At 67.8% G+C, this 13,968-nt stretch carries 15 protein-coding genes; 9 read left to right on the top strand and 6 right to left on the bottom strand.

Annotated elements, in window-relative coordinates:
- Positions 1–4: 4 nt before the first annotated feature.
- Positions 5–586 carry a response regulator gene (locus ACOZ4O_RS02510; RefSeq protein ID WP_424523740.1) on the top strand — a complete coding sequence of 194 codons (582 nt, stop codon included), beginning with the start codon at positions 5–7 and terminating at the stop codon, positions 584–586.
- On the opposite strand, the gene ACOZ4O_RS02505 is transcribed toward ACOZ4O_RS02510, so the two are convergent.
- From ACOZ4O_RS02505 to msrA, 3 genes are all read right to left on the bottom strand, one after another.
- The gene (locus ACOZ4O_RS02505) at positions 583–855 is read right to left on the bottom strand and encodes a DUF7521 family protein (RefSeq protein ID WP_424523739.1); all 273 of its coding nucleotides are present in this window, start codon (positions 853–855) and stop codon (positions 583–585) included. The two genes, ACOZ4O_RS02510 and ACOZ4O_RS02505, sit on opposite strands and share 4 nt — an antisense overlap.
- A complete protein-coding gene (locus tag ACOZ4O_RS02500; RefSeq protein ID WP_424523738.1) occupies positions 852–1,229 on the bottom strand; it encodes an ArsR/SmtB family transcription factor in 378 nt (125 codons plus the stop codon). Before ACOZ4O_RS02500 ends, ACOZ4O_RS02505 begins: the two co-directional genes overlap by 4 nt.
- A gap of 68 nt (positions 1,230–1,297) precedes the next feature.
- On the bottom strand, positions 1,298–1,825 hold the full coding sequence (msrA, locus tag ACOZ4O_RS02495) for a peptide-methionine (S)-S-oxide reductase MsrA (RefSeq protein ID WP_424523737.1): 528 nt from the start codon (positions 1,823–1,825) through the stop codon (positions 1,298–1,300).
- Positions 1,826–1,902: 77 nt separating this feature from the next.
- On the opposite strand from msrA, the gene ACOZ4O_RS02490 reads away from it, so the two are divergent.
- Genes ACOZ4O_RS02490 through ACOZ4O_RS02480 form a run of 3 tightly spaced genes read left to right on the top strand, consistent with a single transcriptional unit; the run spans position 1,903 to position 4,619 of the window.
- Positions 1,903–2,805, top strand: coding sequence for a M48 family metallopeptidase (locus ACOZ4O_RS02490; RefSeq protein WP_424523736.1), 903 nt, complete (start codon positions 1,903–1,905; stop codon positions 2,803–2,805).
- A gap of 48 nt (positions 2,806–2,853) precedes the next feature.
- Positions 2,854–3,693, top strand: coding sequence for an aldo/keto reductase (locus tag ACOZ4O_RS02485; protein ID WP_424523735.1), 840 nt, complete (start codon positions 2,854–2,856; stop codon positions 3,691–3,693).
- A 41-nt stretch (positions 3,694–3,734) separates the two neighbouring features.
- Positions 3,735–4,619 carry a haloalkane dehalogenase gene (locus ACOZ4O_RS02480; RefSeq protein WP_424523734.1) on the top strand — a complete coding sequence of 295 codons (885 nt, stop codon included), beginning with the start codon at positions 3,735–3,737 and terminating at the stop codon, positions 4,617–4,619.
- Here ACOZ4O_RS02480 and ACOZ4O_RS02475 read toward each other — a convergent pair.
- Together ACOZ4O_RS02475 and ACOZ4O_RS02470 are read right to left on the bottom strand one after the other, a co-directional pair.
- The gene (locus tag ACOZ4O_RS02475; RefSeq protein WP_424523733.1) at positions 4,616–4,924 is read right to left on the bottom strand and encodes a hypothetical protein; all 309 of its coding nucleotides are present in this window, start codon (positions 4,922–4,924) and stop codon (positions 4,616–4,618) included. The two genes, ACOZ4O_RS02480 and ACOZ4O_RS02475, sit on opposite strands and share 4 nt — an antisense overlap.
- Positions 4,925–5,173: 249 nt before the next feature.
- Positions 5,174–6,157, bottom strand: coding sequence for a ring-cleaving dioxygenase (locus tag ACOZ4O_RS02470; protein ID WP_424523732.1), 984 nt, complete (start codon positions 6,155–6,157; stop codon positions 5,174–5,176).
- Between the two features lie 148 nt (positions 6,158–6,305).
- Here ACOZ4O_RS02470 and gatE point away from each other — a divergent pair, with 148 nt between their 5' ends.
- The 5 genes from gatE (at position 6,306) to ACOZ4O_RS02445 (ending at position 13,335) form a co-directional block, all read left to right on the top strand.
- Positions 6,306–8,174 (top strand): Glu-tRNA(Gln) amidotransferase subunit GatE, encoded by a 1,869-nt coding sequence (gatE, locus tag ACOZ4O_RS02465; protein ID WP_424523731.1) that lies wholly within the window; start codon positions 6,306–6,308, stop codon positions 8,172–8,174.
- Between the two features lie 70 nt (positions 8,175–8,244).
- The gene (locus ACOZ4O_RS02460; protein ID WP_424523730.1) at positions 8,245–9,495 is read left to right on the top strand and encodes a PGF-CTERM sorting domain-containing protein; all 1,251 of its coding nucleotides are present in this window, start codon (positions 8,245–8,247) and stop codon (positions 9,493–9,495) included.
- A 3-nt stretch (positions 9,496–9,498) separates the two neighbouring features.
- Complete coding sequence (locus ACOZ4O_RS02455) at positions 9,499–10,644, top strand: extracellular solute-binding protein (protein WP_424523729.1); 1,146 nt, start codon at positions 9,499–9,501, stop codon at positions 10,642–10,644.
- A 1-nt stretch (position 10,645) separates the two neighbouring features.
- On the top strand, positions 10,646–12,274 hold the full coding sequence (locus tag ACOZ4O_RS02450; protein WP_424523728.1) for an ABC transporter permease: 1,629 nt from the start codon (positions 10,646–10,648) through the stop codon (positions 12,272–12,274).
- On the top strand, positions 12,271–13,335 hold the full coding sequence (locus tag ACOZ4O_RS02445) for an ABC transporter ATP-binding protein (protein WP_424523727.1): 1,065 nt from the start codon (positions 12,271–12,273) through the stop codon (positions 13,333–13,335). Before ACOZ4O_RS02450 ends, ACOZ4O_RS02445 begins: the two co-directional genes overlap by 4 nt.
- On the opposite strand, the gene ACOZ4O_RS02440 is transcribed toward ACOZ4O_RS02445, so the two are convergent.
- Positions 13,332–13,817, bottom strand: coding sequence for an Lrp/AsnC family transcriptional regulator (locus ACOZ4O_RS02440; RefSeq protein WP_424523726.1), 486 nt, complete (start codon positions 13,815–13,817; stop codon positions 13,332–13,334). The genes ACOZ4O_RS02445 and ACOZ4O_RS02440 overlap by 4 nt on opposite strands.
- Between the last annotated feature and the right edge of the window lie 151 nt (positions 13,818–13,968).

Here is a 13,968-nt window from a genome sequence, read left to right as displayed (position 1 = left end):
GACAATGGTCGACGCTGCAGGCGAGAACGACCCCCACACCGTTCTCGTCGTGGACGACGAAGGTGAGTTCGCGGACTCGGTGGCGCTCTGGCTTCGCGAACACTGGACGGTCGAAGTGGCGACGGGCGGCGAGGACGCACTCGACGCGTACAGCCCGGACGTGGACGCCGTTCTTCTCGACCGCCGGATGCCGCGGATGTCCGGCGACGAGGTTCTCCACGAGATACGAGAGCGCGACGGCGCCGCGCGCGTGGCGATGATGACCGCGGTTCAGCCGGACTGGGACATCGTCGAGATGGAGTTCGACCTCTACGTGAAAAAGCCCGTGACGAAGGAGGAAGTCATCGAGACGACGCAGAAACTCCTCTCGCGGGCCGAGTACGCCCGCGAACTTCAGGCGTTGTTCGCGCTGAGCGAGAAGGTCGGCGCGCTGCGCGCGAAGTACTCGGCGCGCGAACTCGAAAACGACGAGCGGTTCCAGCGCCTCCAGGACGAACTGGAGCGCGTGCAGGCGAAGGCGAACGACCGACTCGGCGACCTCGACGAGGACGAGTTCACGGAACTGATGACGCTCATCGAGGACTAACGGTAGAGCGAGTAGAGTATCGCACCGAATCCGAGAAGGGTGAGCGTGCTCTGCGCGAGCACGCCGTAGAGGAAGTCGAGCGGCGTCACGAGGTCGATGACGCCACCGAGCACCGCGCCGACGGTGACGAGCGTGAAGCCGATGCAGAGCGCGCGTAACGCCGTGTTCTTCGTCTCCGTGTACGCGCGGTAGGAGAGGTGGGCGATAGCCGCGCCCGCGAGCAACGTCAGTGCTTTCGTGGCGACGATGAGTGTTTCGACGGAGTTCATGTCTGTTTTCTCACTTCGTTCCAGAGCGTCGCGAGCCGGTCTTCGGGCCCGCTCTCCGGCCGGGACAGCGACACCTCGAAGTCGCGCTCCTCGGTGAGCGCGATAGCCACCTCGTCGAACCCCAGCCGGTATCGGGTCGCGTGATGGCCATCCTCTCGGAGTTCCGTGCCCTCGACGAGCAGCGATGCCTCCGAGAGGAGTTCGAGTTTGCGGTACGTGGTCGACGTTGGGATGTCGCAGGCGTCCGCGAGTTCCCCCGCCGTCATCGGCTCGTCGAGCGCGCGCACGATGCGGCGGCAGTCGGGGTCGCCGAGCGCGTCCAGGATAGCCTGGAGCTCGGACTCCGGCCCGTCGGACTGCGACTCCCGCGCCATACTCGACGTTCGTCGTTCTCCCTACAAAGAATCGCCGCTTCCCGCGGCGGTTCCCACCTGCCGGGAATCTACGCCTTCAACTGGGCTTCGAACTCCTCGCGGAGTTTCTCGAGTTTCGGCGGAATCGTCGCCTGACAGTACGCGTCGTTCGGGTTCTTCTCGAAGTAGTTCTGGTGGTACTCCGCGGCCTCGTAGAACTCGTCGAGCGGTTCGACTTCGGTGACGATGCCGTCGTACTTCCCTTCGTCCTCTAACGTCTCGATGAAGGAGTCCGCGACGGCCTGCTGGTCGTCGTCGTGCGTGAAGATAGCGGAGCGGTACTGGGTGCCGACGTCGTTGCCCTGCCGGTTCAGCGTCGTCGGATCGTGAACCTTGAAGAACACTTCGAGAAGCTCGGGATAGCTCACGACGTCGGGGTCGTACGTGAGTTGCACGACCTCGGCGTGGCCCGTGTCGCCCGTGCAGACTTCCTCGTAGGTCGGGTCGTCGACGTGTCCGCCCGCGTACCCCGAGGTCACGTCCGTGACGCCCTCGATGCGTTCGAACGCCGCCTCTACACACCAGAAACACCCGCCGCCGAACGTGGCTTTCGTCATACTCCGTATTGCGTCTCTATCGGCTTAGGGGATTCGCCACCGGTAGCCGTTAGTGACCGCCGCCCCACTCTTGGAATATGGCAGTCGGTCGCCGCGTCGCGATGGGGCTCGTCGGCGTGCTCGTGTTCGCCGTGTACGCCGCGGCCGCATCCTTCGTCTACTGGGTGCTCGCCGGCGTCGTGCGCGCGGATGTCTCACTCACCGCCACGCTCGCAATCGTGGTCATCGCGACCGTCGTGTTCGCGTACGCGAGCTATCGCTTCGGCACCCGGCGCGTCCTTCAGGAACTTGACGCGCGTCCGCTCCCTCGGTCGAGGTCGCCCGAGGCGTACGAGCGCCTCGACCGCCTCGCCGAGCGAATGGACGTGGGCGCGCCGACGCTCTACGTCGCGCGGATGCCGATGCCGAACGCCATCAGCCTCGGCGGCCCGGGCGACGGCGCCATCGTGTTCGACCGCGCGCTCTTCCGCATCCTCTCGCCCGCGGAGTTCGAGGGCGTGCTCGCGCACGAACTTGCACACCTGGAGAGTCGGGACAGCCTCGTGCAGACCGTCGCGTACAGCCTCTCCCGCACGGCCGTGAGCCTGCTCGCTGTCGTCCTGCTCCCCGTGACGCTGCTCGCGACCGGTATGAGTCGACTGCTCGCGTGGCTCCGCGGCCGGCCCTTTGACTCGTCCGGGTTCGACGTACACCAGCGCATCGGCGCGCTCGTCCTCGTCACGTTCGTCGCGCTCACCCTGCTCGTACGCGCGCACTCGCGCTCCCGCGAGTTCGCCGCGGACGAACGCGCCGTCGAAGTCACCGGCAGACCGCGCGCGCTCGCCGCCGCGCTCCGGAAGATAGAGCGCGCGAGCGAACCGAAACGCGGCATTCTCAGCCCGCTCTACGTCCACACGGACGAGAGCGACGACGAGCGCTGGTTCAGCACGCATCCCTCGATGGACGAACGCATCGAGCGACTGCAAAAACTGACCGAGTAACTCGCCGCCTCACCAAGCCCTTTTCCGCTCGCTGCCGACCTACTCGGTATGGTCGAGAATCAGAGCGACACGTTCGACATCGGCGGCGACCTCACCGTGCACCGACTCGGGTTCGGCGCGATGCGCGTCACCGGCGAGGACATCATCGGCAGCCCGAGCGACGAACGGGCCGCGCGCGAGGTCATCCAGCACGCCCGCGACATCGGCGTGGACTTCATCGACACCGCGGACTCCTACGGTCCCGGCGTCTCCGAGCGCCTCATCCGCGAATCCCTCCACCCCTACGAGGACGTGGTCGTCGCGACCAAGGGCGGCCTGCTCCGGAACCGCGACGGCGACTGGCTGCCGAACGGCGACCCCGACTACCTCCGGAACGCCCACCTCGCCAGCCTCGACCGCCTCGGCGTGGACTCCATCGACCTCTACCAGCACCACCGCCCCGACCCCGACGTGGACTTCGAGGAGTCGATTCACGCGCTCGCGGAACTGAAGGACGCGGGCGTAATCGACCACGTCGGCATCAGCAACGTCTCTGTCGACCAGCTGGAGACCGCGCGCGACATCGTGGACGTGGCGACCGTGCAGAACCACTACAACGTCGCGAACCGCGACCACCAGGACGTGCTCGACGCCTGCGAGGAGTACGGTATCGGCTTCATTCCCTACTTCCCCCTCGCCGCGGGCGACCTCGACGACGCGGCCGCGGTCCGGGAGGTCGCGGACGCCCACGACGCCTCCGCCTACCAGATAGCGCTCGCGTGGCTCCTCCACACGTCGGACGTGACGCTCCCGATTCCGGGCACGTCCAGCATCGAGCACCTCGAACAGAACGTCGCGGCGTCCGCAATCGACCTCACGGACGGCGAACTCGCACGACTCGACGCGTAAGCCACCCAACTGTTTTCGTCCTCCCCGGCGAACGCGCCCGTATGGACACCGTCAGCGCCGACGAGTCCCGCTTCGAGGACGTGCCGAACTTCGATTACGACCCAGAGTACGTCGACACCGGCGACGCCGAGATGGCGTACGTCGACGTCGGCGCGGGCGAGGAGACGTTCCTCTGCCTGCACGGCGAACCGACCTGGGGGTTCCTCTACCGGAAGATGATTCCGACGCTCACGGACCGTGGGCGCGTCGTCGTCCCCGACCTCCCCGGGTTCGGGCGCTCCGAGAAGTTCACCGACCGCGGCGACTACACGTACGACCGCATCTACGACGCCGTCGAGACGTTCGTCCGCGAACTCGACCTCGAGGACGTCACGCTCGTCTGCCAGGACTGGGGCGGCCTGCTCGGCCTGCCCGTCGCCGCGAACAACCCCGAGCGCTTCGCCCGGCTGGTGCCGATGAACACCGGCCTCCCGGACGGTACCGGTGGTATGCCCGAGGTCTGGCACGAGTTCCGGGAGACAGTGGAGACCGCGCCCGACCTCGACATCGGACAGGTCGTCGCCGGCGGCTGCGCGACCGACCTCGACGACGGCGTCGTGGACGCCTATCGCGCGCCGTTCCCGGACGAGGACCACCTCGCCGGCGCGCGTACGCTTCCCGGCATGGTGCCGCTCGACCCCGACGACGAGGGTGCCGCGCCCATCGCGGACGCTCGCGAGAAATTCTCGGACTGGGAGAAACCCGTGTTCGTGCTGTTCGCGGACGCAGACCCCATCACGCGGCCCGCGCGCGACGACCTCGCGTCCGTGTTCCCGACCGCGGACGACCAGCCCGAGACGTGGATCGAGGGCGCCGCGCACTTCCTTCAGGAGGACGCGGGCGAGACGGTTGCTGAGGAAATCGTGGCGTTCGTGGACCGCACCTAGACGGAGACGTAGAACACGAGAATCACGACGGTGAGCGTGGCGATGCCGACGACGAGGAAGCCGTAGGGCGTCTCCCCTTCTTCCCGGCGGGCTTCGAGGAAGCGGTCGAGACAGCGCTCGGAGAGCAGGACGGCGAGCGACCCGGCGAGGATGAGGGAGACGGCGAGCGCGAGCTGCCCCGGCGTCTGCAGCGGATTCCCGCGCCCGGCGTATCGGGCGAGCGCGACCGCGGCGACGCTCGTCAGACAGAACAGGACGTACTTCACTGATTCCTGACGGAGGAACTCGCTCACGCTCCGCGTCACGGTGTCTACTGTAACTCGACGTGTCCGCTATAAGTATTCGGGAGGATGCGGCGGCCGAGCGGCCGGTACGACGGAGGTGTGTGACGTCTCCGTGCGGCCGTTCGGTGCTGTGATTCGCCGATACGACCCTGGCGTCCCACCGCCCGAGTCGCATCACCCAATCATGGTAGGGGATCGGTGACCCCTGTACCTCCCCCAAAGCATCCTATAGGTAAAGTTAGTGGCCAATTAAACGGAAGTAGACGCGGCTTACTGGTCGGGCGCCTGTGAAGTCGGCACCGTCACGTCGGGGAGTCCGGCTTCGATTTCCTCGCGGCGCGACTCGAACTCGCCCGGGAGGACGAGGCTGCCGCCGAGGTCGGAGAGCGGTTCGTCGCTGTCGTACCCGGGGTCCTTGGTCGCGAGTTCGAACAGGACGCCGCCGTGCTCGCGGAAGTAGACGGAGCGGAACCAGTGGCGGTCAATCTGGCCGGTCGGGGAGAGGCCGCGGGAGCGGACGGCGTCACGCATCGCGGACTGGTCCGCGTCCGTCGGCGTCTGGAACGCGACGTGGTGCACGGTTCCGTGGCCTTGGCGGCCGCCCGCGATGGTCGGGAGTACGTCCACGTACTTCCCCACCGGCCCGGACGCGGCGAACCGTGTGCGCTCGTCGCCGGGCGTGTCGTCGGGCGACTGCTCGCGCCCGACCCGCTCGAATCCCATCGTCTCCAAGAGTTCCATCGTCGGTTCGGTGTCGGCTATCCAGAGCGTCACCGAGTGGAACCCGCGAATCGCGTGTTCTCCGGGTACGAATTCGGTCCACGGCACCACGGGGTCGTCGTCCGGAATCTCGGTCGCGACGAGTTCGACCGGAAGGCCGTCCGGGTCCTCGAACGGCAGCACTGTTTCGCCGAAGCGCTCCACGCGCTCCTCGTACGCTACTCCATAGTCGTCGAAGCGGTCCTCCCAGTAGTCGAGGCTGCCCTCGGGCACGCGGAACGCCGTGCGCGACACCTGGCCCGACCCGACCTTCCCCTGGCGCATGTCCTCCCAGGGGAAGAACGTCATACTCGTCCCCGCCGTCCCCTCCGCGTCCGCGAAGAAGAAGTGGTACGTCCCGGGGTCGTCCTGATTGATGGAGCGTTTCACCAGTCGGAGCCCCAGAGTCTCCACCCAGAAATCGAGGTTCTCCTGAGGGTCGCCAGCGATACAGGTCACGTGATGGATGCCCGGCGTGGGCGGCGGACTGCTCATACCCTTCGATTAGTGCTCCCTGGACTTGAGTGCGCGCTAACACTCGCGTCACCGGGTGGCGCGCGCTTCGGGTGGGCGCACGCTTGACCGGCGGTGACCGGACGGCGACTGGACGCTTTTTTATCGTTCGCACGCACACGACCCAGTAATGAGTGAGTTCGACTACGAGTCCCTCGGCCTGGTTGCGGGACTCGAAATCCACCAGCAGCTCGACACCGCGGAGAAACTGTTCTGCGGGTGTCCGACGACGCGCCGCGAACCCGAGGAAGCCGTGCGGTCGTTCACGCGGTACCTCCACCCGACGAAGAGCGAACTCGGCGAGATGGACGAAGCCGCGCTCGAGGAGTCGCAGGTCGAGCGCGAGTTCGAGTACCTCGCGTTCGACTCGACGTGCCTCGTGGAGGAGGACGACGAACCGCCGCATCGGCTGGACGAGGAGGCGCTCGACACGACGCTCGAAATCTCGCGACTGCTGGACGCGACGGTGGTGGACGAGGCGCACGTGATGCGGAAGGTCGTCATCGACGGGTCGAACACGAGCGGGTTCCAGCGCTCCACGCTGCTCGCCCAAGAGGGCGAACTCGAGACGAGCGAGGGCGCGGTCGGTATCGAGGACGTGATGCTCGAGGAGGAGTCCGCCCAGCGCGTCGAGGAGACGGAGTCGGGCGTTCGCTACGGGCTCGACCGGCTCGGCATCCCGCTCGTCGAAATCGGCACGAAGCCCGACATCCGCTCGCCCGAACAGGCGCGCGAGGCCGCGGAACGCATCGGGATGTTGCTGCGCTCGACGGGCAAGGTGAAGCGCGGGCTCGGCACCATCCGGCAGGACGTGAACGTCTCCATCGCGGACGGCGCGCGCGTCGAGATGAAGGGCGTGCAGAGCCTCGACGAGATCGAGGACCTCGTCCGCCTCGAAGTCCAGCGCCAGGTTCGCCTGCTCGACATCGCGGACTCCCTCCAGTCCCGTGACGCCTCCGTTGGTGACGTGCAGAACGTCACGGACACGTTCGAGACCACGGATTCGTCGGTGATTCGCGGCGCGCTCGACTCCGGCGGTCGCGTGTTCGCGGTACCACTCTACGGGTTCGACGGTCTCGTCGGGAAGGAACTCCAGCCGGACCGACGGCTCGGCACCGAGTTCTCCGACCACGCGAAGCGCCACGGCGCGGGCGGCATCTTCCACACGGACGAACTGCCCGCGTACGGCGTCACCGAAGAAGAGGTCGCCGACCTCCGGGAGGCCGTGGACGCCGGGCCCGAGGACGCGGTCGCCATCGTCGCAGCGGGTGCGGACGTGGCGGAGGGCGCTATCGAGGCGGTCGCGGAGCGCGCACGCGTCGCCATCGAGGGCGTGCCCGAGGAGACGCGGAGCGCGAACGAGGGCGGGACGACCCAGTACCTCCGCCCGCTCCCGGGCGCGGCACGCATGTATCCCGAGACGGACGTGCCGCCGGTGTCGCCGGACCCGAGCGAGGTCTCGGAACCCGAACTCCTCACGGAGAAAGTCGAGCGCTACACCGACGAGTACGGCCTGAACGAGGACGTGGCGGAACAGGTGGCGTACGGGCGGCGCTGGCGGCTGTTCGAGGAAGCGATCGAGATGGGCGTGGACGCGAACCTCGCGGCGCGCACCCTCGAGTCCACGGTGACGAAACTCCGGCGGGACGACGTGCCCACCGACCGCCTCACGGACGACCACTTCCGAGGCGTGTTCGAACTCGTCGTCGCGGACGAACTCACGCAGGAGGGCGTTCCCGAACTCCTCGCGGCGCTCGCCGAATCCCCCGGCTCTGAGCCCGCGGAACTCGCGGACGAACTCGGCCTCGGGTCCGTCGGCGAGGACGAGGTCCGCGAGACTATCGTCGAAATCGTCGAGCGAAACGAAGACCAGATCGAGGAGCAGGGAATGGGCGCGTTCTCCGCGCTGATGGGCGAGTGCATGGGCGCGCTCCGCGGGAAGGCGGACGGCGAACTCGTCTCCGACGTCCTCCGCGAGGAAGTCCAGAAGCGCGCCTGACCGGCACTCCGAGTGGTCTTTCGCGAACCGAATCAGAACTGTTTTAGGCTAGCCTAAATGACTGCCGAGTATGGTTTCACGCCAAGACGCATTCCGCGCGACCGCAGCAGTCGCACTCGCCTGCCTTCTCCTCGCTCCGACCGGAACAGTCGCTGCCGCCCAACCGGCGGACTCGACCGTCGCAGACACCGACGAGGCGACCGTCGAGGGCGCAGTCACCTTCGTCCGCACCGTCGAGGAAATGAAGGGACACCTCACCGTCTCGGTATCGTACGCCCGCGCGAACGACACCGACCTCGCCGCCCACCACGCCAACCATCCGCACGAGGAGTACTGGAGAGCCATCAACGCCACGCTCAGCGACGTGAACGCCACGTTGGCGAGCGACCTCGAACGCACGCTTCTCGCCGCCCCCGACCACGCGCGCGACGACGAGGCGAGCGCGTACGCGGCCTGGGTGAACGACACCCTGTTCGCGCTCCTCGACGACGCCGAACGCGCGGTCGCCGGTGAACGGACGACCGACGCCGCGTTCAACGCGAAGGTCTCCCGCGACCTCCTCCAGCGCGCCGTCCAGGAGTACGGCGAGGGCGTGACCGAGGACGGCACCGTCACCGAGCAGATGGAGTACGACGACGCCCTTGGGTTCGTCGCCCGCGCCGACGCGCTCTACCGAGCACACGTCCGCGCAACGCTCTCCGAGCACGCTAGCGAAGAACTCGACGAACTGTTCGAAACCCTTCACGGCTCCGTGAACGACGCCGTGCCGCCCGCAGACCTCACGTCCGTCACGAACGGCATCGCCGCCGAGTACGCCGAGTACACCGGTATCGAGTCCGAAACCGACGGCTCTGCCGTCGAGACGACCGTCGCGGAGATAGAAGAACACCTCCACGAGGCCGTCGACGCCTACGCGAACGGCGACGCCGACGAGGCGAACGAGATAATCCGCCAGACGTACCTCTCTTACTTCGAGGGCCTGGAGGGCGAACTCATCGAGAAACGCCCCGAACTCGTCGAGGAACTCGAAGCCGCGTTCAACGAGGACCTCCCCGGACTCATCGAACGGAACGCGTCCGTGAGCGAGGTGCGCGAAAAGGTCGAGTCGATGGAAGCGGCGCTCGACGAGGTCGAAGAAGCGCTCGCGGCTGACTCCGGGACGACTATCAGCCTCGGCGACGACACCACGACCACATCCGCGGACACCACGACGGCCTCGGACGACTCCGGGTCGTCGGGCAGCACGCCCGGATTCGGCGTCGGGGCCGCGTTCACCGCCGTCCTCGCCGCCGCCCTGCTCGCGGTTCGCCGCTCGAACTGACCCATGCCACGCCACGAGACACAACCAACGACCCGGCGGGCGTTCCTCGCCGGCGCGACCGGCGTGACGGCCGCGCTCGCGGGCTGTAGCTCCCTCACAGGATCCGGAACCACGAGCGGCCCCGCCATCACGGCCGACGACCAGGAGGGCGAGTCGGGCGGTGCGCCGTCCATCGACGACCTCCCCGACCTCTCCGGCACGCTCACTGTCTACCTTGGCCGCGGCGAGGGCGGGGCGTACCGCGAACTCGTGAACTACCTCGAAACCACGCGCTACCCGGACGAGTTCTCGGTGAACCTCAAGAGCGGCCCGTCGTCCGGACTGGCGAACACCATCCTCACCGAGTCGGAGAACGGTGGCTCGCCCGCCGACGTGTTCTGGTCTATCGACGCGGCGTCCCTGGCGCTCGTCGCGCGAGCGGGGCTCGCGGCGACGCTCCCGAACGCGGTCACGGGCGTCGTCCCCGCGAAGTTCCGGGACGGCGACCGCCGTTGGGTCGGGCTCACCGGCCGCGCCCGCGCCATCCCCTACAACACGAACAAACTGGCCGAGCGCGACATCCCCGCGAGCATCTTCGACGTCCCCGGCCACGACCGGTTCCGGGACGTGCTCGGCTGGGCTCCCTCCTACGGGTCGTTCCAGGCGTTCGTCACCGCGATGCGCCAACTGCGGGGCGAACAACGCACCCGGGAGTGGCTGAACGCCGTGGAGGCGACCGGCGTGCAGTCCTACCCGGGCGAGTTCGGCGTCACGTACGACGTGGCGCAGGGAACCGTCGCCGCCGGGTTCGCGAACCACTACTACGCGCTCCGCCTGAAGCAGGCGCGCCCGAACGCCCCGCTCGACCTCGCGTTCACCCGGAACGACCCCGGCGCGCTCGTCAACGTCGCGGGCGCGCTCGTGCTCGACTCGACCGACCGCTTCGAACTCGCCGCGAACTTCGTCCGGCACTTCCTCACCCGCGAAGTCCAACAGTACCTCGTGGAGAACGTTTACTCGTACCCGCTTGCGCCCGGCGTCAGTCCGCCGAGCGGCGGCGACATCGACCTCCCATCGCTCGCCGACCTTGACCCGCCGGACATCGACCTCGCGGAACTCGGCGACGTACAGGCGACGATATCGCTCCTCCGAGACACCGGTGTCCTCTGACATGCCGACCGACCCCGACGACGGACCGCGCGCCGACCAGAACGTGAGCCGAGTTCGCCGTCTCCGCGAGTCGCTCCCGCCGCGCGCACTCCTCATCACCTCCGCGCTGGTGGCGGTGGCCGTGGTCTCCCCGCTCGGCTGGCTGGTCGTCCGCGCGCTTGACGTGCCGACACCGCGCGCCGTTTCGCTCCTCACGAGCGCGTCGACGGCGTCCGTGTTCACCACCAGCGTCGCGCTCGTCGCGGTCGTCACGCTCGGCTCCGTCCTGCTCGGCGTGCCGCTCGCCGTCGCCACCGCGCGCACCGACCTCCCGTTCGCTCGGTTCTGGACCGTCGCGCTCGCGCTCCCGCTCGTCGTCCCGAGCTACCTCGGCGCGTTCGCGTACGTCGCGGCGTTCGGCCCGAACGGCACGCTCGCCGACCTGCTCGCACCGCTCGGCGTCACCGAACTCCCCTCTATCTACGGGTTCGAGGGCGCGGCGCTTGTGCTCACACTCTACGTCTACCCCTACGTCTTCCTCGGTACGCGCGCCGCACTGCTCACGCTCGACGCCTCGCTCGTGGAGGCGGCGCGCACGCTTGGCGACTCTCCGCTCGCGGCGTTCCGCCGCGTCACCCTCCCCCGAATTCTCCCCGGTATCACCGCGGGCGCGCTCCTCGTCGCGCTGTACGCGCTCTCCGACTTCGGCACGCCCGCCATCATGCACGTCGACGTGTTCACGCGCGTCATCTACGTTGAGTACACGTACTCGCGTGACACCGCCGCCCTGCTCTCGGTTCAATTGCTCCTCGTGACCGCCGTCATCCTCCTCCTTGAATCCCGGGTGTCGGGGGCGAGCGCGTCCGGGTACGCGAGCGGGCAGGTTCGGTCGGCGAGCCGGCTGGAACTCGGCTGGCTCACCGTCCCCGTATTACTCGCGTGCGCCGCCGTCGTTGCGCTCACCCTCCTCGTCCCGCTCGGCGTGTTCACCCGATGGCTGGTCACCGCCGACGCCGCGGTCGCGTACGGCGACGCGTTCTCCTGGACGTACGCGTGGAACTCCGTGTACGCCGCCGCGCTCACCGCGGGCGTCGCCGTGCTCGCCGCGCTCCCCGTCGGCTACCTCTCCGGTCGCTACGGGTCGTCGCGGCTCGCCAGGCTGTTCGACCGCCTGACGTACGTTGGGTACGCCGTGCCCGGTATCGTCGTCGCGCTCGCGCTCGTCTACGTCGGCGTCCGGTACGTCCGCGGGGTCTACCAGACGCTCCCCCTGCTCGTGTTCGCGTACGTCGTCCGGTTCCTCCCCCAGGCCGTCGGGGCGACTCGGTCGAGCGTCGTGCAGGTAGACCGCCGGCTCGTGGAGGCGGCGCGCACGCTTGGCGACTCCTCGCTCGCGGCGTTCCGCCGCGTCACCCTCCCCCACATCCTGCCCGGCGTGTCGGCCGGCGCGGCGCTCGTCTTCCTCACGACGATGAAGGAACTCCCGGCGACCCTCCTCCTCCAGCCGGCGAACTTCCGAACGCTCGTCACGTACATCTGGACCGCGCGAGAATCGGGGTTCTACGGACGCATCGCCGTGCCGGCGCTCGTCCTGCTCGCCGTCTCCGCGCTCTCGATGACGATCATCCTCACTAGAGAACGACAGACATGACGACGACACTCGAACTCGACGACATCACCCGGACGTACGGCCCCGAAACCGCCGTGGAAGACCTGTCGCTCACGGTTCGAGACGGAGAGCTGTTCACGCTCCTCGGGCCGTCGGGCTGCGGGAAGACGACGACGCTCCGGTTGCTCGCCGGCCTCGAACAGCCCACGTCGGGAACGGTCAGCATCGCGGGGCAGACGGTGGCGAGCGCGGCCGCGTCCAGTTCGCCGGACGAGCGCGACGTCGGTCTCGTGTTCCAGGATTTCGCGTTGTTCCCCCACATGACCGTCGGGGAGAACGTCGCGTACGGCATCGCGGATCGCCCGGCGGAGGTGCGCGAGGCGCGCGTGACGGAACTGCTTGACCTCGTCGACCTCGCGGGGTTCAAAGACCGCGACCCCGCGGAACTATCGGGCGGCCAGCAACAGCGGGTCGCGCTCGCCCGCGCGCTCGCGCCCGAACCCGCCGTTCTCCTGCTGGACGAACCGTTCTCCAGCCTCGACATCCGCCTGCGCGTGGAGATGCGGGAGGAACTCGCGCGCATCCTCGACGACGCCGGCGTCACCGCCGTCTCGGTCACGCACGATCAGGAGGAGGCGTTGAGCATCTCCGACCGCATCGGCGTGATGCACGACGGCCACCTGAAGCAGGTCGGCGCGCCCGAGGCGGTGTTCGAGAACCCCGAGTCGCGATTCGTCGCGTCGTTCCTCGGGCAGGCGGGATTTCTCACGGGACGCGTGAGCGAGCGTCGAGTCGACACCGCGGTGGACACGCTCCCGCGGGAGCAGCTGGTGGGGGCGACCGAGCAGTACGTCGGCGCGACCATCGACGTGCTCGTTCGTCCCGACGACCTGCGCGCGCGCCCGGTGGCGGACGAGACGGACGCGGACGGCGTCATCGCGCGCCGCCAGTACACCGGGCCGTCGTTCGTCTACCATGTCGAACTGACGAACGGCGACGAGGTTCGCTGCCGGCAGAACCACACGGAACGATACGCCGTCGGAACGCCGGTCGACCTGGACGTGGTGGCCGAGCACGCGCTCGCCTGGTACCCGCAGCGTTAGTCGTCCGCGAGTTTTTCGAGGAGCGTGTCGAGCGAGTACGACTGGAGCGCGCGCTGGGCGTCCCGGAGTTCGTTGATGACGAACGTGCTGTTCGTCCGGTCCACGTCCTCGATGGCTTCGAACTCGCCGATGAGGCGCTCAACGTCGTCCGAATCCGGGAGGTGCGCGACGACCACGAAGTCCGTCTCACCCATCGTGAAGAAACACTGCGTGACGCCCTCGATGTCGAGAATCTCGTCACCGAGTTCGTCGTAGGGGCCGCTGTAATCCGCGAGCACCTCCACGACGACGGTCACGTCGAGGCCGAACGCTTCGAGGTCGATGTCGTAGAGGTCGTTCGTGATGACGCCGGCCTCCCGGAGGTTGTTGAGCCGGTAGTGAATCGTCGACACAGGGATGTCGGTTTCCTCGTGGAGTCGCTCGGGGCTCCCGGTGCCGAGGTCGCTGATGGCCTTGAGAAGCCGCACGTCGCGTTCGTCCATACCCGCGGTGTCGGCGGTGACCGGCAAGTAACCACCGACCACGACACCTGCATCGCCCTCCCACTCGACCTAACTATACTGAACTAACATCCCGGAATAACTCGTCCTGTTGTAGATGAGTTTAAGAACTTCTGGATGTGATGTAGTTCTA

Source organism: Salarchaeum japonicum (assembly GCF_049705945.1).
Lineage (GTDB): Archaea > Halobacteriota > Halobacteria > Halobacteriales > Halobacteriaceae > Salarchaeum > Salarchaeum japonicum_A.
Note: the sequence above shows the minus strand (reverse complement) of the source record. Positions and strands in the feature narration are given on the sequence as shown.

Coding starts and splice junctions, on each gene's coding strand:
- ACOZ4O_RS02510 (WP_424523740.1), top strand. CDS start 5: ATGGTCGACGCTGCAGGCGAGAACGACCCCCACACCGTTCTCGTCGTG.
- ACOZ4O_RS02505 (WP_424523739.1), bottom strand. CDS start 855: ATGAACTCCGTCGAAACACTCATCGTCGCCACGAAAGCACTGACGTTG.
- ACOZ4O_RS02500 (WP_424523738.1), bottom strand. CDS start 1,229: ATGGCGCGGGAGTCGCAGTCCGACGGGCCGGAGTCCGAGCTCCAGGCT.
- msrA (WP_424523737.1), bottom strand. CDS start 1,825: ATGACGAAAGCCACGTTCGGCGGCGGGTGTTTCTGGTGTGTAGAGGCG.
- ACOZ4O_RS02490 (WP_424523736.1), top strand. CDS start 1,903: ATGGCAGTCGGTCGCCGCGTCGCGATGGGGCTCGTCGGCGTGCTCGTG.
- ACOZ4O_RS02485 (WP_424523735.1), top strand. CDS start 2,854: ATGGTCGAGAATCAGAGCGACACGTTCGACATCGGCGGCGACCTCACC.
- ACOZ4O_RS02480 (WP_424523734.1), top strand. CDS start 3,735: ATGGACACCGTCAGCGCCGACGAGTCCCGCTTCGAGGACGTGCCGAAC.
- ACOZ4O_RS02470 (WP_424523732.1), bottom strand. CDS start 6,157: ATGAGCAGTCCGCCGCCCACGCCGGGCATCCATCACGTGACCTGTATC.
- gatE (WP_424523731.1), top strand. CDS start 6,306: ATGAGTGAGTTCGACTACGAGTCCCTCGGCCTGGTTGCGGGACTCGAA.
- ACOZ4O_RS02460 (WP_424523730.1), top strand. CDS start 8,245: ATGGTTTCACGCCAAGACGCATTCCGCGCGACCGCAGCAGTCGCACTC.
- ACOZ4O_RS02455 (WP_424523729.1), top strand. CDS start 9,499: ATGCCACGCCACGAGACACAACCAACGACCCGGCGGGCGTTCCTCGCC.
- ACOZ4O_RS02450 (WP_424523728.1), top strand. CDS start 10,646: ATGCCGACCGACCCCGACGACGGACCGCGCGCCGACCAGAACGTGAGC.
- ACOZ4O_RS02445 (WP_424523727.1), top strand. CDS start 12,271: ATGACGACGACACTCGAACTCGACGACATCACCCGGACGTACGGCCCC.
- ACOZ4O_RS02440 (WP_424523726.1), bottom strand. CDS start 13,817: ATGGACGAACGCGACGTGCGGCTTCTCAAGGCCATCAGCGACCTCGGC.